This window comes from Megasphaera sp. UPII 135-E (assembly GCF_000221545.1).
Classification (GTDB): domain Bacteria; phylum Bacillota; class Negativicutes; order Veillonellales; family Megasphaeraceae; genus Megasphaera; species Megasphaera hutchinsoni.
Map to the genome: position 1 here is coordinate 26,952 of NZ_AFUG01000042.1, position 18,373 is coordinate 45,324.

Consider the following 18,373-nt stretch of genomic DNA (forward strand, 5'->3'; position numbering starts at 1 on the left):
TGTTTAACAGACTTTCCTTAATATGATGATAAGGTTCGAATAATATTTGAAGATATATCATCTACACTCGGTGTACCTGTAATAATTAACGCTTCAGAAAACTCTTGATATAATTGTTCTAAATATATACGTACGCCCTCACGACCACCACCGATAGCCGCAATAGCTACGGGCCGACCGATAAGTACGGCATCTGCACCTAACGCCAACATTTTCAATATATCTTCACCATGACGAATGCCCCCATCGACAAAAATCGTAAGTTTTCCTTTGACGGCAGCCGCAATTTCAGGTAACACATCAGCCGTACCCGCTAAGCCATCCAATGCCCTACCGCCATGATTGCTCACAACAATGCCAGAAACACCCGCTTCAGCACAAATCAATGCTTCTTTTGCTGACATAATCCCCTTTACGATAAAAGGAAGGGAAGAGATGCCGGCCAACGTACGAATACTCGCTGGTGATTTCGGTTCAACTGGTTGTCCTAACAACCGCATATTCACTAAAGTAGCTGCATCTATATCACAGGCTACAGCTAAGGCATTCGCTGCTTCTGCACGATGAATACGGTCAATAATTTCTTCATCCACCCGCGGTTTAATCGTAGGAATAACGGTCTTAGCAAATTTTTGTGCCATATCCATCCCAGCTTGATATACAAAAGGAATCCCTCCGTCACCAGTCCAAGCCGCCACACCGGCATCCGCAGCGCCACCACAAATGGCTTCAACATATTCATATTCACGAGCTTCTGTTTCTTCTTGCCAACCACAATTTAAGGCAATCGCCCCAATAGGTGCGATCATCACAGGAAAACGCAACGTCTTTCCAAAAAAAGATACATCCGTTTTAGGACAGACCGTACCACTCATACTATTCATAACTAGTCCATATGCTGCTAACGCTTCTATATTGCGCTGAAACGAACGCCCCGTTCGCAATCCGCCAAATCCCGGAATTTTTCCTCTACAACCATGCCCATCACAATAAGAACAGACAATGCATGCCTTTTGACGTTCTTTGGCTTTCTTTCGAATGGTTTGTATATCCATATATATACCTCCTTATTGAGATAACGTTTTCTTTTTATTGTAACAAAGAGCATTTATATCGTCTATACAAATTACTTGTTGATAAGTAACTTTTTCTTTTTATAAAAAAAGGGGTTACGGTTTTACACCATAACCCCTTTATGTTTTATATCCATTAATCAACCTTAACGAACGAACCTTTATCAGCCCCACACATTGGACACATCCAATCAGGAGCTAAATCAGCAAATTTAGTGCCTGCACTAATGCCGTTATCAGCATCTCCTTCTGCTTCATCATAAATATATCCACAAACTGTGCATTCGTATTTATCCATTGTTATTGCCTCCCTAAAAATTGTAACTAACAAATATTAATTATCTTTTATCTGTATTTATAATACCACATCGTAAAATATTTAGCAACCTATTTTTGTATATTTTTTTATATTTTTTCTTTATTTCTTTATTTACATTGATTATCATTAGCATTTTATTGTTATTTATGTATATATATTCACTTCTTTTTCTTTTCAATATATGCTTCACAATAAATTATATATATCTCTCAAAGCATTTATTATTTTACGATAATGATTATTAAGTACTGTTTATACTAAAATAGTCGCTACATATTCTTTGAATATAGCGACTATCCCTATATTTATTTAACTTTTACTTATCCCTACGCGTTTTTTCCTTTCATCTAATCCGAGTCTAAAAAAATTATAAATATTTTCAGCAACTTTTTTATTCATCCCCGGCACTGCCGTAAGTGCTTCCACATTAGCTTGTTTAATTTCTTCCATATTTTTAAAATGTAACCACAACGCTTTGCGTCGCTTAGGTCCTACGCCTTCAATATGATCCAAAAGAGAAACTAATCCCCTTTTACCTCGCAATGTCCGATGATACGTAATCGCAAAGCGATGTGATTCATCCCGAATCGCTTGCAAGAGTTGTAATTCCGGCGTGTGATGACTTAATATAATCGATTGATTTCTTCCCTCAACAAACACTTCTTCAATACGCTTCGCCAAACTAATAACGGGGGCCATACAGCCCGCTTTTCTAATAATAGGAAGGGCTGCGTGTAATTGACCTAATCCTCCATCAATAATAATCAAATCGGGTATAGGCCACTCTTTTTCACCATATCGGCGCTGCATAATTTCTGCCATTGATTTAAAATCATCTGGTTTTCCCTGCACCGTTCGTAATTTAAACCGCCGATACTCACGCTTCGCGGGACGACCATTTTCAAAAACAACCATAGATGCCACTGTTTCTATTCCCTGGGTATGGGAAATATCAAAGCATTCCATCCGTAAAGGCAACCGTGGTAAGTCAAATATCTCTGCCAAAGCTTCTACGGCACCCATCGTTTTATCTTGATTGTACTGCCACTGTAAACGCCGCTGCTGTAAAATAATTTTTCCATTTGTTTCCGCCATGGTGAGTAATTTTTTTTTCAAGCCACGTTGGGGAATAGTTATCGATACGGGATGACCATAACGACATCTTAATTGCTCTTCGTATTCATTCTTGTTTAGCAAAGCCGGAACGATTATTTCCTGAGGAATATCAACGTATTTATCATAATATTGATCTAATACAACTTCTGTCAAAATATCCACTGTTTCAGCATTACTATTTTCTAAATAAAATATTTCTCGCCCCAGCAATTTTCCTGAACGTATTTGGTAAATCTGTACACACGTTTGTCCTGCTTCTGTTACTAACGAAATGACATCTAGATCTCCTCCACCCACATGAATAACATGTTGTTGTTCTTGAATACTTTCAATTGCTTTTATTTGATCTCTATATAAAGCGGCTTTTTCAAAATCCATCTTCTCTGCTGCCTCCGCCATAAAGCGTGTTAAGATAGCAATAATTTCTTTATCTTTGCCTTCTAATATTGCCACAACTTGCATCACTAAAGCACGGTATGTTTCCTCTGGAATCAACTTTGCACAAGGTGCCTTACAATAATCTAAATGATATTGTAAACAAGGACGATCGGTTCTCATCGTTCGACATGTTCGTAAATGAAATCGGCGTTGTATTAAATCTAATATGCGATGAACTGCCCCCACATCGGTAAAAGGGCCAAAATACCGAGCGCCATCATGACGAATTTGACGTGTAAGAAAAACACGAGGATATACTTCTTGCACCGTAACTTTAATATACGGATAGGTCTTATCATCTCGCAATAAAATATTATATCGCGGTTGATATTTTTTAATGTATGTGTTTTCTAATAACAATGCTTCCATTTCAGTAGATACCATAATCGTTTCTAAATCCACGGCATGTTTCATCATTGCCGCAACCTTAAGTGATCGATTGGCATCTTTACGAATATAACTGAGTACACGATTACGCAATTGAACGGCTTTTCCCACATAAATAATACGACCTTGAGCATTTTTCCATAAATATACCCCTGGACTCAACGGTAGTTGGTGAATTTTTTCTACTACGGCTTCACTCAACATATTTACCTTCTCCTTGCATACGTTTCTTAGTCTTTTCTAAGACAGGTTTCAAAAATTGTCCTGTATAAGAAGCCGAAACATTACAAATTTCTTCAGGCGTACCAATAGCGACAATCGTTCCACCACCATCTCCACCTTCTGGTCCTAAATCTATAATATGATCGGCTACTTTTATAACATCCAAATTATGTTCAATAACCACTACCGTATTACCACTATCAACTAATAATTGTAATACTTCTAGTAACTTATGTATGTCTGCTGTATGTAAACCCGTTGTTGGTTCATCTAATATATACAACGTTTTTCCTGTGCTTCGTTTAGATAATTCTGAAGCTAATTTGATCCGTTGTGCTTCCCCACCTGACAACGTTGTTGCGGATTGTCCCAACTGAATATAGCCTAAACCTACGTCTTGTAATGTTTTTAATTTATTAACAATCCGCGGTATCGCTGAAAAAAATTCGCACGCTTCGGCAACAGTCATATGTAATACATCAGAAATTGTTTTCCCTTTATATTTTACTTCTAACGTTTCTCGATTATATCTAGCACCATGACATACTTCGCAAGGCACATATACATCAGGTAAAAAATTCATTTCAATCCGAATGATGCCATCACCCCGACAAGCTTCGCACCGTCCACCTTTAACATTAAAACTAAAGCGTCCTGCCGCATATCCTCTAACCTTAGCCTCCGCGGTTTGACTGAATAACTGACGAATAGAATCAAATACACCCGTATACGTTACCGGATTAGACCGCGGCGTTCTCCCAATAGGGGACTGATCTATATTAATTATTTTATCAATATATTCAGCTCCATCCAATGCTAAAAATTTTCCTGCTCGATGTAGCGTACCATATATTGCTTCTGCCATTCCCTTATATAATATTTCATTCACCAACGTTGATTTTCCCGATCCAGACACACCCGTAACAACAGTTAGCACACCCAAAGGAAATGCTACATCAATATTTTTTAAATTATGTTCAGCCGCACCGTGCACAACAATCTCATGTCCCTTGCCCTTACGTCGTTTTAAGGGCAAGGGAATATATTTCTTGCCACTCAAATATTGACCCGTATATGACTCGTTACATTCCATAATATTCGCAATCGGTCCTTGAGCAACCACCATCCCTCCTTGGTTACCTGCAGCTGGACCAATATCTACCAACCAATCAGCTGTGTACATCGTATCTTCATCATGTTCTACTACAATGAGGGTATTCCCGATATCGCGCAAATGACACAACGCTTCTAATAATTTGCTATTATCTCGTTGATGTAACCCAATCGAAGGTTCATCTAATATATATAAAACACCCACCAAAGCAGAACCGATTTGTGTTGCCAAACGAATCCGCTGCGATTCTCCCCCCGATAAGGTTCCGGCTCTGCGTGCTAAGGTTAGATATTCTAAGCCAACCGTTTGCAAAAAATATAACCGTGATGCTATTTCTTTCAAAATTTGCTTACCAATTATTTTTTGGCGAGAAGTTAACGTAAGCTTTTGAAAAAACAAAATCATTTCAGCGATAGATAATTTAGTCATTTCATATATGTTTAATCCCCCAATGCGAATCGCTAAAGCCTCCGGTCTTAATCTGGCACCATTGCATGTACCGCATGGTTTAATCCGCATAAACTCGGCAAACTGTTCGCGCATCATATCCGTTGACGCTTCTTGATATCGTCTCCGTACCATAGGAATAACACCTTCAAAAGGAACCGCAAAAGTTTTTGATTCCCCCCGCATGTTTTCATATTCAAATTCACATGTTTCTTCCGTCCCCCACCATAACTTGGCTTGTACTTCTGGCGTCAAATCTGCTAATGACTGATTTATATCTGCTCCTTGTGCAGTTAAAAAACCCCCTAACTGACGCATAAACCATGAGTTCGGATTACTACTTAACGCCGCTACGGCACCTTCTGAAAAAGGCACATGCGTGTCTGGAATAATTAATTTTTCATCCGCTTCCATCGTGCTACCTATACCCGAACAAGCTGGACATGCCCCAAAAGGACTATTAAAAGAAAATAAATGGGGTTCAATTTCAGGTAAACTAATATGACAAGTAGGGCATGCAAAATATTGACTATACACTTGTACCTGCTGCGTAGCCATGTCCAACACACGCACTAAACCATTACTCAATTTTGCCGCCGTTTCCAGTGAATCGGTTAAACGTGATAAAATGGTATCCTTCATTACTAACCTATCGATAATGACTTCAATCGTATGCTTCTTATTTTTCTCTAAAGGAATATCCTCAGATAGCATATATACTTCTCCATCTACCCGAACTCGCACATACCCTTCCTTAATAAGATGAGTAAATGTCTTTTGATGCATTCCTTTACGCCCCTCAACAACAGGAGCCATAATCATGATTTTACTCCCTGCAGGCATCTTCATTATGTTATCAGCCATCTGTTGAATGGTCTGTTGGGTAATCGGTTTATGACATTTGGGACAAAACGCTTCTCCTATACGAGCATATAACAACCGTAAATAATCATATATTTCCGTTACAGTACCCACGGTCGAACGAGGATTGCGACTGGTTGTCTTTTGATCAATAGCAATTGCTGGTGATAATCCTTCAATATAATCTACATCAGGCTTATCCATTTGTCCTAAAAATTGACGTGCATACGCCGAAAGAGATTCGACATATCGTCGCTGACCTTCTGCATAAATCGTATCAAACGCTAACGACGACTTTCCCGAACCAGACAATCCTGTAAATACAATAAGTTTATCTCTAGGAATACGAATATCTATGTTTTTTAAATTATGCTGTCGGGCACCTTTAATCGTAATATATTCTTCTGCCATTATTATGTTACTCCTTTTTTAGCCCATCTCATCGCCGCTTGTGCTGATCAGGACGACTAACTTTTCGCCGATACCGCCGTTTGGGCATATCCTTACCTGCCAATGCAGAAGGTAACGTATCGTCATAAATCTGAAGTGTAGACTGTTTTTGCAAGACCGAAATACGATCTCGTAAAGCTGCGGCTTGTTCAAATTCCATCCGCTTAGCAGCCTCTTGCATTTGTTTCTCTAACGTATGAATAAGATTTTTCATGTCACTAGGCGACAGGCTCGTCTTATCATCATACGACGGTGTTGTTTCTGCTACCTTAGTTGATTCAATTAAAGACACCACTTCTTTAGATACCGTTTTCGGTATAATGTGATGCTTTTTATTATACGCTTCTTGGATTGTTCTTCTTCGCTTAGTTTCATCTATCGCCCGTTTCATAGAATCAGTAATCCGATCGGCATACATAATAACCGTTCCCTCCGCATTACGTGCCGCTCTACCTATTGTTTGAATAAAAGCCGTATCCGAACGCAAAAAGCCTTCTTTATCCGCATCTAAAATAGCCACTAACGATACTTCCGGCAAATCCAATCCTTCACGCAATAAATTAATCCCTACAAGCACATCAAATTCTCCAGCCCGTAAATCTTTAATAATTTCAGCTCGTTCAAAGGTAGCAATATCCGAATGTAAATAACGAATACGAACCTGCATATCTTCTAAATATTGCGTTAAATCTTCAGCCATTTTTTTAGTAAGTGTCGTAATCAAAACACGTTCATTTTTTTGTACACGTATACGAATTTCCCCCAATAAGTCATCCAATTGTCCCATAATAGGTCGAACTTCCACCAGGGGATCCAATAACCCGGTAGGCCTGATAATTTGTTGAACCGTATTCGTCGATACTTCCATTTCATATGAACCAGGCGTTGCACTAACATATACAATTTGATTAATACGATCAACAAATTCATCAAAGCGTAATGGTCTATTATCTAAAGCTGATGGTAAACGAAACCCATATTCAATTAAATTTTCTTTCCGTGAGCGATCGCCTGCATACATCGCACGAAGCTGAGGTAAGGTAACATGCGATTCATCCACCATAATTAAAAAATCTTTAGGAAAATAATCCAATAATGTATATGGTGTTTGCCCTGCTTTACGCCCAGCTAGATGCCTAGAATAATTTTCAATCCCCGAGCAATAGCCCATCTCCATCATCATTTCCATATCATATTTAGTTCGTTGTTCTAATCGCTGTGCTTCTAATAATCGCCCTGCCTCTTTTAATTCCGTTAAACGTTCCGTCAATTCCGTTTGAATCGTTCCTAACGCTCGTTCCATTTTTGCTTGCGTTGTCACATAGTGACTAGCTGGATAAATAGCTATGTGATTTCGCTCTGCTATAATTTTACCTGTCAACGCATCTACTTCCACTAAGCGCTCAATTTCATCGCCAAACATTTCAATACGGATAACCGTATTATCAAAAGAAACGGGATATACTTCAATCGTATCCCCACGCACGCGAAAGGTTCCACGTTGCAACACCAAATCATTGCGTGTATATTGAATAGATACCAATTTATGTAAAATATCCGTTTGTGTTTTTTCTTGCCCAGGCCGTAAGGAAACCACTAATTCACTGTAATCTTCCGGATCGCCTAACCCGTAAATACATGATACAGAAGCAACAATAATAACATCACGTCGCTCAAATAAACTCATCGTAGCAGAGTGACGCATTTTATCAATTTCATCATTAATAGATGAATCTTTTTCTATATAGGTATCCGTTGTCGCAATATATGCTTCCGGTTGATAATAATCATAATAACTAACGAAATAGGCTACTTCATTATTCGGAAAAAAAGACTTAAATTCGCTACAAAGTTGTGCTGCCAAAGTCTTATTATGTGCAATCACCAAGGTCGGTTTTTGAACCGCCTCAATTACCTTAGCCATCGTAAACGTCTTTCCCGTTCCTGTCGCCCCTAATAATACTTGTGCCCATTGCCCCGATTGAATCCCCTTAACCAAGGAGGCAATCGCTTCAGGCTGATCTCCCGTTGGTTTATAAGGAGCATGAACTTGAAATGGATGCGAACAATCATACGTATCGCTTAAATGGTCGCGTATATCCATATTTCCCTCCTAATAAAGAATAATCATTATTGATTATTCTAGTATACCATTTACCACTTCAGATGTACAGTAAAACAAAACGACACACCTAACGAGATGTGTCGCCCTTATTATACACGTTCAATCTGACATTGTATAACGATTTCCAATGCCGATAGAACCATCCCTGTCATGTATTCAATTTCCTGTTGAATCGTTCGCTTAATCTGAGCCATAAGTTTTTTTATCACCACATCACAATATATCGTAATTTTTAATTGAACACGAACGCCTTTATACTTATTTTTTCGCCATTTTTCTACATATATGCGATGAACTTTAGCAATGCCATCTATTGGTGCTATCCCATGTTGCACAAGCGTAGATAATACGTTATTAGCAAAAATTAATTTACCATAATAACTAAAAACAGGCCTAACCACAGATCGATCCATCGCTTCTTTGCCATTTCGTCCATACCACCAAGAACGTAACGGATTAAAAATATACCCACTAAAATGAGGACGAAGTTCAAACACTGGCACGGGAATAATATGTGTACCTTCTTCCATTCTATTTTTTTGAGCCATTTTTATTTCCTCTGCACTCGCCACGTCTGTAATCGATATGAACGAATTCGCCATCGGCAAAGACAAATTTTGACAAATCCGTTCTATCATATGAACCGATGTCCCTAAAATAAGAATACCCGCTGGATTAATTCGTTTTAATGCCAAACGGACATCCTTTTGTTGTTGCAGATCCATAAAAATAGCTTTCCTCACAGCTTGCATATGATTATTCGCCGATTTCGCCGTAGAACCCGCTACAATTCGATTCTGATACACTAAAATGCCGTCATCAATTAAACAATCTAGTTGATGTTCATACGCAATAGCTAACGCTCGATAACTTTTTCCCGTACCGCTAGGCCCAATAAAACCTACAATATTCATACTTTCACCCACTATACATGCTATTGATTGTTCTTTTCTATACTCCCACTTCGCAATAATTCCAAAATAGATTTAATACCAACACCCGTTGCTCCATAAAATCCCGTCTTATCAGCCTGTTCACAAAAAGCCGTTCCAGCAATATCCACATGCAACCAGGGAATATCCGCACGCACAAAATGATTCAAAAACATCCCTGCCGTAATCGCTCCCGCATCACGTCCTCCAATATTTTTTAAATCCGCCACCTGACTTTTAAGACTCTCTCCATATTCCGCATCAAAGGGAAATTGCCAAACTTTTTCATGATTTTGTTCTGCCACACAGAAAAATTGATTCATCCATTCTTGATTATTACCTACCATCCCTGAACGAATCGTCCCTAAAGCGGTAACACATGCCCCCGTAAGTGTAGCTAAATCAATTAAACGAGTAGCACCCTTTTCTTGTGCATACGATAGTGCATCCGCTAAAATCAACCGTCCTTCAGCATCCGTATTTTTAATTTCTACAGTGGTTCCATCATACATAGTAATAATATCATCTACATGATATGACATACTTGAAGGAATATTTTCAACCAAAGGAATAACCCCCATAACATTAACGGGATATTTTAAATATTGCAACGCTTTAATAATCCCCACTACGGTTGCTGCTCCTGCCATATCATCTTTCATAAATTCTTGATTGGCTGCACTTTTTAAAGATAATCCTCCACTGTCATACGTAACGCCTTTACCGATTAACCCCAACTTATCCGGATTATCTGGATCCCCCAAATACTGTATTACCACTAATTGAGGCGGGTTCATACTTCCCTTACCAACAGCACTAATACCGCCCATTTTCATTTTTTCTAACGACCATTTGTTAAAATATTCTACTTTACCCCCGCCACCTTGTAATATCGTTGCCATGAGATCAACAAATTTTCTCGGTGTCAATTCATTCGGTGGCATATTCACTAAATCTCTTGCCTTATAAATCCCTTCATACATAGACATGTATTTATAACACAATGAATTTATTTCTTTTACTTGTAACGATGAGGTGATAACATTAATTTTTTCAACTACACACTTCTCTTTATTTTTCATATACTGTATAAATTCATAATTTCTATCTAATAATCCGTCAATCAATGTTTCCATCCGCATCGATAAAGTATCTACATATACAGCAAGGGACTGACAATGTTCTTTCATCGCTAACGCCATAACTTGTCGGGCCGCCGTATAATCACTGAAATCTCGTGTTTTGCTCATGCCATTTTCTTGACCAATTAAAAAATATACTTTTACCCGATCTTCACAAACACAATGAAATACTTGAACAGATGCAAATGCCAAGTTGGATGACCTTGTTTCCAAATATTTATAGATAAGTGTCGCATCTTCTTTGGGTATATGTTGCATCAATTGCTTTGTTTTATCAATTCCAACAACAATTGCATCCGCTTGAATATTTCCATTGCATGTAATCATCCCTATATCTCCTTCATAACCATAATTACTTATTATTTTATCTGTATACTACCAATTATTATATACTCCACTTGACATATAAACTAATAAAATATCGCTAGCTAAAACTGCATAAAAAGCCTACATGATTATATTTTTCTATCTTAGTATATCATAATTTTATCTCTTCATGAGTAAATTAATGTACATAAAAAAAGAAAAAAAACAGGGACCAGCATAACTGATCCCTGTTACATGCCATTTACCGGCGTTCCCGAATACGTGCAGCCTTACCTGTTAAGCCACGCAGATAATGTAGCTTAGCACGACGGACAATACCGCGACGAACAACTTCGATTTTAGCTAAGCGCGGAGAATGTACTAAAAATGTACGTTCTACACCGACACCATAAGAAATACGACGAACCGTAAAAGTTTCACGTACTCCTCCATTTTGTCTGCCAATAACAACCCCTTCAAATACCTGTACACGTTCCCGATTTCCTTCGACAACTTTAACATGCACTTTCACTGTATCTCCAGGACGAAAGGCAGGGATGTCTTGACGTAATTGTTCTTGTTCTAATACGCTGATAATGTTCATCTTTCTATTCCTCCTATAAGACAATCTTACCCTCCGCTATTCATTATTACATAGTCGTCTTACTGGCAGCGGATTGCCTAAAATAAAAGAGAGTACAAACGATATGCGTTCTACTCTACATACGTTTGTTAGTATATCATGTATATTACGGTCTGTCAATTAGCGTATACATACTCATGTATCTAGCATCTTAGTTATCAACACATATGTTACACGTTGAGAAGTATTCCGACACAACTTGGTCAGGATTTTTGAAATTAAGACCAGTCTTCGCAGTTTTATTATATCTAGCTTCATGTTTTGCTACTTGTTTTATCAATTCTTGTTCGCTTGTAAAAACTTGCCTTTCATAAAGAATTTTTCCATCTTCCCTATGACTTTTCTCACCTTTACCATCCCACCATATATTGTATCAAAAGTCCTCTCTTTTTTCTTTATTTACCGAACAAAATTTCCCGACATATTACCGTATAGAAACGTCTTCGCCATTTAAAATTTTCTTCATCGTCCGTGCCAGGCACATTTCTATGTCCCTTCCTACATTACAATGAATCGTCTTTTACCATCGACTTTATTGGTTCAAAACTACGTCTATGCAAAGGACATGGGCCAAATTTCATAATCGCATCCCGATGAGCTTGCGTTAAATAACCTTTGTGTATCGCAAAACCATATTGAGGGTAAACGACATCCCATTTTTGCATGCACCTATCTCGTGTCACTTTAGCCACAATCGATGCGGCTGCGATCGAAGCACTAAGGGCATCTCCATGAACGGGAGATTGATGTAACATCGTCAACTTAGGTAAGGGCATAGCATCAATTAATACAGCTTGTGGCGAAACAGATAACGCTGCAATAGCATCATACATCCCTTGTTGTGTTGCCTGATAAATATTCAACCGATCAATTTCTTCGCGTTCTTTCATAATACACGAAACAGCAATAGCCTCTTTTAAAATTTTATCGTATAACACATCTCTTTTCTGAGCAGAAATTTTTTTACTATCGTTTAACCCTTGACATACCCAATAAGGCGGTAAAATAACGGCGGCAATGGCTACCGGCCCAGCGACTGGACCTCTTCCGGCTTCATCAACACCAGCAACTTCATACAATCCTTGTGCATAATATGCCTGCTCTAATTGATATAGGTGAAGTATACGCTCTTGTTCCTTTGCCTCTTTTTGGGCTTTTTTCAACGCCTGGGCATATAATTTTTGTACGGCTTTTCGCGGATCGGTTCGCATAGCATCAAGCAATTCCATAAGTCCTTGCTTCGCTTGCAAACGGTCTTCGATTTCGCGTATCGACAACGCTTCAATATTTATCATAGTTTCCTTATCCTCTATCTATGTGATCTAATGAAATAAGACCCCATTTTCCTTCTCGAAATTCTTTCAAAATAACTTTATATGTTTTTTCCCAATCCAGTTCATTTCCTTTTTTCAAGCAGCCTCGTTTTCTTCCAATCGTGCTAATGATATCTTCCCGTGATGTCGATAAATCCGTTAATGAAAACCGTGCTTGTAATGCTTGAGGATAATGCAACCGCACCTCTTCAATTAAAGAAAATACAACCGTTTCCATATCAAAAACAGTATCTGAAATAGCACCTGTTGCTGCCAAACGATAAGCACTCACTTGATCTTCTAACTTCGGCCATAATACGCCTGGGGTATCTAATAGATCTAACTGATCGCCTAAGTGAACCCACTGCTTCCCCTTCGTTTCGCCAGGTTTATCCGCTGTTTTTGCTGCATTTCTTCCAGCTAAACGGTTCATTAAAGTTGATTTTCCTACATTAGGTATACCTAAAATCATGGTTCGAACCGACCGATTTTTCAAGCCTCTGCTACGCCAATGTGCTAGCTTGGGTTCTGCTAACGAACGTATTTCTTGAATAAGACGCTTTATACTTTTACTCTCTTTGCTATTTAAAGGAATCGCAATTCTTCCTTCGCTACGATAATATTGTAGCCACTGCTTTACTTCTTCCGGATCCGCTAAATCAGCCTTATTCAAGACAATAATCGCTGGTTTTTGACCAATTAAGTTGCCAATCATAGGATTTGTACTACTTTTAGGAATACGGGCATCTACTAATTCAATAACTACATCAATCATTTTCATGTTTTCTTGAATTAATTTTTTTGCTTTAGCCATATGTCCAGGATACCAATTAATAATCATCTATATGTCCTCACTTATATCAATATAACAAATATTCTTTCCTCGTCTATACCTATATTATACATGGTTTATATAAAGAAAAAAGAGATGCCTAAGGCACCTCCTTTTTTTTTATACGCCAGGCCAAGACATCTCTTTTCCGCCTAAAATATGAGCATGTAAATGATGTACCGTTTGACCTGCTTTTTTACCTGTATTGTATACTACACGATAACCATCTTCTGCTAATCCCAAGGTTGCCGCAACCTTTTGGATAGTAAAAAGCATATTACGGGCAATCTCTTCATCATTTTCCGTAAGAGTGGCTAAACTAGCAACATGCTTTTTCGGGACTACTAACACATGGATTGGGGCTACTGGTTCGATATCTTTAAACGCATAAAAATAGGTATCTTCATATACCTTAGTACTAGGAATCTTACCAGCTACAATATCACAAAAAATACAACCTTCCATACTATACATCCTCCTTTATAATACCATACAACGCATTATCTGTTGCTTGTATAATATTCACCATTACCATATCACCCTGCTTAAGCGTCGACACAGGACTAATATATACGCGCTCATAATTTTCACAAAAACCTTCCGCCCTAGTCTGATCTACCCGTTCAATCAACACGCATACCGTTTTATGTAAGAACCCTTGCAAAAGCGATTTTTTCTGCCTTGCAGAAAAAGCATTAACTATTTCTACCCGTCGTTTTCGTTCTGCCATATCTATCTGCCCCATCATCTTAGCCGCTGGGGTGCCTGGCCGTGCCGAATAGGGAAATGCATGAATATGTGAATACGGAATGCCTCGCAATGTTTCCATTGTTTCAGAAAATAATTCTTCTGTTTCACCGGGAAAACCTAAAATTAGATCAGTAGAAAAGGTGACATTATTTATTTTCTCTTTTAATACTTGAATTAATTCTACATACTCTTCTTTTGTATACTGACGATTCATTGCTTTTAAAATAGCGTTTGATCCCGCTTGTATCGGTATATGTAAATGTGGACATATCCTCTTATTAAACGCATTAAACACCTCTATCAACGCTTCATCAACCTCTAACGAATCAATAGATCCCAAACGCAGTCTAGCAACATCAGTTTCTTGTACCAATCGCTTAAGAATATGTGCTAGCGTTGGTTTATCGGGCAATTCTTTGCCATATGCTCCTAAATGAATTCCCGTCAAAACTAATTCCTTAAAACCTGCTTTTACAAGTCGTTTTGCTTCTTCTACAATGGCATCAGGCTGACGTGACTTTAAAGCACCGCGTGTATACGGAATAATACAATAAGTGCAAAAATTATTACACCCTTCTTGAATTTTTAAATCCGCACGAGTATGTTCTACTGCCGAAGGATATAAAGGTATTTCTTCAAAAGTATCGCCACTGTGCCGTATATCATGAATCGCTGTTACTGGTTCAAATGCCTCCGTATGCAATAATTGTTGCACAATAGAAACAATATTTTTTTTCTCATTAGTACCAATAACTGCATCAACACCTTGTATGCTCGCAATCTCTTCTGGTGATAGTTGAGCATAACACCCCGTAACTACAACTATCCCTTGAGGGTTATATTTTTTTGCACGGCGAATTAGTTGTCGTGATTTTTTTTCCCCCATTTGCGTAACTGAACAAGTGTTAATCACATAAACATCCGCCGGGGAATTAAATGATGCATCCACAAATCCCTGTGCGATAAATAACCCGCGCATACTATCCGTATCATATTGATTTACACGACATCCTAACGTCGCAAAAGCAATAGTAGGCATGCTACAATCCTCTTTCATACATAATAATCGCTAACGTTGCTAAAGCCGCAGTTTCTGCCCGCAAAATCCGTGTGCCCAATGAAACACTATAAGTTGCTCCTACCATCGACTTAACAACATCAATCTCAGATAAACTAAAGCCACCTTCTGGGCCTATACAAACCACTATGTTTCCCTGACGAAACGCCGGTATAACATCTCGTAAAGGTCGCGTTTCTCGTTCATAAGGTACAAGAAAGTGATAATCCTTATAATCTATACACAATTTATCCCATGTAGCTATTTCATCAACAATAGGAATATCATCACGACCACATTGCTTAGCTGCTTCTATAGCAATTCTTCGCCATCTATTCAATTTATTCGATTGACGATTATCATTTAATTTTACTACACAATGTTCCATTTGTATAGGAACGATAACATCTACACCCAGTTCCGTTCCCTTTTGTATAACCCAATCAAATTTATCATTTTTTAAAAGTCCTACCGCTAATACAACTACCCCTGATGATGCTTTTTTACTTGATATATGCTTAAGTGGCTGTAACCGAGCAACTACACCATCACTTTCAACAATCTCACATGCATATGTATTTCCTGTGCAATCGGTCACCATAACCGTATCTCCTACATCATACCGTAATACACGTAATACATGTTTAGCATCGATTCCCTGTAAGATAAATTCATCTGTAATAGGAAAGTCTGTAAAAATTTTTCGCATTTAGCCCTCCCGCTTTAAACAAAGAGCATACCATCCTTCTTGTAGGTGTTCTTCCAATATAATAAATCCATACTTACTAGCAGCAGAACGAATCTCCTGAATTCTTTCATCAATAATTCCACTAATAATAAGTTTCCCCTGCATGTCCATATAATGTCCAATTTCCGTAAATAATGCCAAAATAGCATCCGTTACCAAATTAGCAACAACTAAATCAGCACGATAAGATACCCCTGCTAACGCTGCTACCAAATCACTTTGTTGTACTTTCACCCGTGAAGATACCTCATTACATAACACATTCTTTTTAGCCTGTATAACCGCTTGTTCATCTAAATCAACAGCTATGACCTCTTGTGCACCACATTTAGCTGCCATAATAGCTAAAATACCCGTGCCAGTTCCAATATCAAGGACATGCCCTTGCGTGCCACATTTCTCTATCAATTGCATACACATCGACGTGGTCACATGTAACCCGCTACCAAATGATACCCCTGGATCAATAATAATATCTTTCTCTTGCAAAGACATCCCACTTACTTCCTTATAAGGAATCACGCGACAAGTATCAGTAATAGGCGTAACGTGAAAATAATCTTGCCATGTATATAACCAAGAGGTATCATCAACGTCTTTTGTTGTTACATGCCATGGGCCATTAATAAGGCCGGCGTCTTCCCATTCTTTCATTTTTTCCACAACAAGTGCCTTTCCCTGACTACCGCCAAGAGGAAAATAGCCTGTCACCCGAACCAGCGTAGTATCATCTATCTTTGTATCTTCAACAATTGCTCCGTTAGATCCACATTCATATAAAAGAAGAGCCACCATTTCGGTGGCCCCCGGAGAAATAATTACATGAACTTCTTGCCATTGCATAAATCATTCTCCTTTATATTCATAATTTATCTTTTAGTTTACTCCAAAATCCCTTTTTTTTTAGAAGTATCCTCTTTCTTTTTTGTATCAACTGCATCTGTTTTATTTCCCTGTGCCCACGCTTCACCGCACGCACAAGCAAATTCTTTTAATTTTTCTTTTTGTTCTTCCGTAAGTTTTTTAGGTACGGCTACACGTATCCGTACATGATGATCTCCTCTACGATTACGTGACCCTAAAACAGGGACACCCTTATTGGGAATACGCAAAATCATACCATTTTGTGTACCTACTGGAATCGTAAGATCAACCCAGCCTTCCAACGTACGTACACGCGTGGTTGCACCCAACGCCGCTTGTGCAAATGAAATCGTTTCTTCCGAAATAATATTATTTCCATCACGTATAAAATCAGCATCCTTACGCACTAAAATATATACGTATAAATCACCATGTCCGCCACCACGAATACCCGGTTCGCCTTCACCCGCAACACGCAGACGTGCTCCCGAATCAACACCAGCAGGTATGGTAATTTTCAATTTCTTCCTCACACGCATAATGCCCGTTCCATGGCAAGTAGCACATTTCTTTTTGATTATTTTTCCTGTACCATCGCAATGTTTACACGTTCTGACATTTACCATCTGTCCAAAGGGTGTATTTTGTACAACCCGTTCCTGTCCTGTGCCTCGACAATGCGAACACGTTTCGACAGTCGATCCGGGTGCTGCACCAGTACCTTTACATGTACTACATGTATCTTCCTTCGGAACTTGAATATCCAACTCTGTACCAAAAACAGCCTGCTTAAACGAAATCGTTACATCAAACCGCAAATCTGATCCGCGTTGGGGACCATTTTGCTGAGCTCTACCTTGACCACCAAAAAAGTTATCAAAAATATCTTCAAAGCCAAAGCCACCCTGACTAAAGCCCCCAAAGCCGCCTTGTCCAAAACCACCAAAGCCGCCAAAGCCGCCTGCACCAGACGCATTTCCATTTTGAAATGCGTCTGGTCCAAAGCGATCATATTGTTCTCGTTTATTGGGATCAGACAATACACTATACGCTTCATTGATTTCTTTAAATTTTTCTTCTGCTGCTTTAGGATTATCCCGATTTTTATCAGGGTGATATTTAATAGCCAATTTACGGAATGCTTTTTTTATATCGGCTTCACTAGCCGATTTAGATATCCCTAATACTTCATAATAATCTTTTTTACTCATCGTGGGAAACCCCTTTTATATTG

Annotated in this window: 15 protein-coding genes; all 15 read right to left on the reverse strand. The window is 38.6% G+C overall.

Features of this window, described 5'->3' with window-relative positions; all coding sequences use genetic code 11:
• Window positions 1-17: 17 nt before the first annotated feature.
• The 15 genes from HMPREF1040_RS06305 to dnaJ all read right to left on the reverse strand — a co-directional run bounded on the left by HMPREF1040_RS06305 (window position 18) and on the right by dnaJ (window position 18,350).
• Window positions 18-1,055: an alpha-hydroxy-acid oxidizing protein gene (locus tag HMPREF1040_RS06305; RefSeq protein ID WP_007393118.1), complete on the reverse strand. Its 1,038-nt coding sequence runs from the start codon at window positions 1,053-1,055 to the stop codon at window positions 18-20.
• A 154-nt stretch (window positions 1,056-1,209) separates the two neighbouring features.
• Window positions 1,210-1,371, reverse strand: a complete 162-nt coding sequence (locus HMPREF1040_RS06310) for a rubredoxin (RefSeq protein ID WP_007393083.1) — start codon at window positions 1,369-1,371, stop codon at window positions 1,210-1,212.
• Window positions 1,372-1,701: 330 nt separating this feature from the next.
• Window positions 1,702-3,537 (reverse strand): excinuclease ABC subunit UvrC, encoded by a 1,836-nt coding sequence (gene uvrC, locus HMPREF1040_RS06315; RefSeq protein ID WP_007393112.1) that lies wholly within the window; start codon window positions 3,535-3,537, stop codon window positions 1,702-1,704.
• Window positions 3,527-6,388, reverse strand: a complete 2,862-nt coding sequence (gene uvrA / locus HMPREF1040_RS06320; protein WP_007393090.1) for an excinuclease ABC subunit UvrA — start codon at window positions 6,386-6,388, stop codon at window positions 3,527-3,529. Before uvrA ends, uvrC begins: the two co-directional genes overlap by 11 nt.
• A 28-nt stretch (window positions 6,389-6,416) precedes the next feature.
• Window positions 6,417-8,531, reverse strand: a complete 2,115-nt coding sequence (gene uvrB, locus HMPREF1040_RS06325; protein WP_007393133.1) for an excinuclease ABC subunit UvrB — start codon at window positions 8,529-8,531, stop codon at window positions 6,417-6,419.
• Window positions 8,532-8,641: 110 nt separating this feature from the next.
• Complete coding sequence (locus HMPREF1040_RS06330; RefSeq protein ID WP_007393086.1) at window positions 8,642-9,466, reverse strand: Asp23/Gls24 family envelope stress response protein; 825 nt, start codon at window positions 9,464-9,466, stop codon at window positions 8,642-8,644.
• A gap of 20 nt (window positions 9,467-9,486) precedes the next feature.
• On the reverse strand, window positions 9,487-10,953 hold the full coding sequence (locus HMPREF1040_RS06335; protein WP_007393080.1) for a M17 family metallopeptidase: 1,467 nt from the start codon (window positions 10,951-10,953) through the stop codon (window positions 9,487-9,489).
• Between the two features lie 241 nt (window positions 10,954-11,194).
• Window positions 11,195-11,536 (reverse strand): 50S ribosomal protein L19, encoded by a 342-nt coding sequence (rplS, locus tag HMPREF1040_RS06340; protein WP_007393115.1) that lies wholly within the window; start codon window positions 11,534-11,536, stop codon window positions 11,195-11,197.
• 542 nt (window positions 11,537-12,078) lie between these two features.
• Entirely contained in the window at window positions 12,079-12,870 is a 792-nt protein-coding gene (locus tag HMPREF1040_RS06345) for a ribonuclease HII (protein ID WP_007393119.1), read from the reverse strand.
• Window positions 12,871-12,877: 7 nt separating this feature from the next.
• A complete protein-coding gene (ylqF, locus tag HMPREF1040_RS06350) occupies window positions 12,878-13,729 on the reverse strand; it encodes a ribosome biogenesis GTPase YlqF (protein WP_007393098.1) in 852 nt (283 codons plus the stop codon).
• A 111-nt stretch (window positions 13,730-13,840) separates the two neighbouring features.
• Window positions 13,841-14,185, reverse strand: a complete 345-nt coding sequence (locus HMPREF1040_RS06355) for a histidine triad nucleotide-binding protein (protein ID WP_007393137.1) — start codon at window positions 14,183-14,185, stop codon at window positions 13,841-13,843.
• Window position 14,186: 1 nt separating this feature from the next.
• On the reverse strand, window positions 14,187-15,509 hold the full coding sequence (mtaB, locus tag HMPREF1040_RS06360) for a tRNA (N(6)-L-threonylcarbamoyladenosine(37)-C(2))-methylthiotransferase MtaB (protein WP_007393132.1): 1,323 nt from the start codon (window positions 15,507-15,509) through the stop codon (window positions 14,187-14,189).
• Between the two features lies 1 nt (window position 15,510).
• Window positions 15,511-16,236 (reverse strand): 16S rRNA (uracil(1498)-N(3))-methyltransferase, encoded by a 726-nt coding sequence (locus HMPREF1040_RS06365; protein ID WP_007393116.1) that lies wholly within the window; start codon window positions 16,234-16,236, stop codon window positions 15,511-15,513.
• On the reverse strand, window positions 16,237-17,118 hold the full coding sequence (locus tag HMPREF1040_RS06370; RefSeq protein ID WP_007393078.1) for a 50S ribosomal protein L11 methyltransferase: 882 nt from the start codon (window positions 17,116-17,118) through the stop codon (window positions 16,237-16,239). It abuts the gene before it with no gap.
• Window positions 17,119-17,156: 38 nt separating this feature from the next.
• The gene (gene dnaJ / locus HMPREF1040_RS06375; RefSeq protein WP_007393136.1) at window positions 17,157-18,350 is read right to left on the reverse strand and encodes a molecular chaperone DnaJ; all 1,194 of its coding nucleotides are present in this window, start codon (window positions 18,348-18,350) and stop codon (window positions 17,157-17,159) included.
• Window positions 18,351-18,373: the final 23 nt, after the last annotated feature.

Excerpts from the sequence above, each read along its gene's own strand:
- rplS (WP_007393115.1), bottom strand. The coding sequence starts at position 11,536 with ATGAACATTATCAGCGTATTAGAACAAGAACAATTACGTCAAGACATC.
- HMPREF1040_RS06370 (WP_007393078.1), bottom strand. The coding sequence starts at position 17,118 with ATGCAATGGCAAGAAGTTCATGTAATTATTTCTCCGGGGGCCACCGAA.
- uvrC (WP_007393112.1), bottom strand. The coding sequence starts at position 3,537 with ATGTTGAGTGAAGCCGTAGTAGAAAAAATTCACCAACTACCGTTGAGT.
- HMPREF1040_RS06305 (WP_007393118.1), bottom strand. The coding sequence starts at position 1,055 with ATGGATATACAAACCATTCGAAAGAAAGCCAAAGAACGTCAAAAGGCA.
- uvrB (WP_007393133.1), bottom strand. The coding sequence starts at position 8,531 with ATGGATATACGCGACCATTTAAGCGATACGTATGATTGTTCGCATCCA.
- HMPREF1040_RS06365 (WP_007393116.1), bottom strand. The coding sequence starts at position 16,236 with ATGCGAAAAATTTTTACAGACTTTCCTATTACAGATGAATTTATCTTA.
- mtaB (WP_007393132.1), bottom strand. The coding sequence starts at position 15,509 with ATGCCTACTATTGCTTTTGCGACGTTAGGATGTCGTGTAAATCAATAT.
- uvrA (WP_007393090.1), bottom strand. The coding sequence starts at position 6,388 with ATGGCAGAAGAATATATTACGATTAAAGGTGCCCGACAGCATAATTTA.
- HMPREF1040_RS06355 (WP_007393137.1), bottom strand. The coding sequence starts at position 14,185 with ATGGAAGGTTGTATTTTTTGTGATATTGTAGCTGGTAAGATTCCTAGT.
- HMPREF1040_RS06310 (WP_007393083.1), bottom strand. The coding sequence starts at position 1,371 with ATGGATAAATACGAATGCACAGTTTGTGGATATATTTATGATGAAGCA.
- ylqF (WP_007393098.1), bottom strand. The coding sequence starts at position 13,729 with ATGATTATTAATTGGTATCCTGGACATATGGCTAAAGCAAAAAAATTA.
- HMPREF1040_RS06345 (WP_007393119.1), bottom strand. The coding sequence starts at position 12,870 with ATGATAAATATTGAAGCGTTGTCGATACGCGAAATCGAAGACCGTTTG.
- dnaJ (WP_007393136.1), bottom strand. The coding sequence starts at position 18,350 with ATGAGTAAAAAAGATTATTATGAAGTATTAGGGATATCTAAATCGGCT.
- HMPREF1040_RS06330 (WP_007393086.1), bottom strand. The coding sequence starts at position 9,466 with ATGAATATTGTAGGTTTTATTGGGCCTAGCGGTACGGGAAAAAGTTAT.
- HMPREF1040_RS06335 (WP_007393080.1), bottom strand. The coding sequence starts at position 10,953 with ATGATTACATGCAATGGAAATATTCAAGCGGATGCAATTGTTGTTGGA.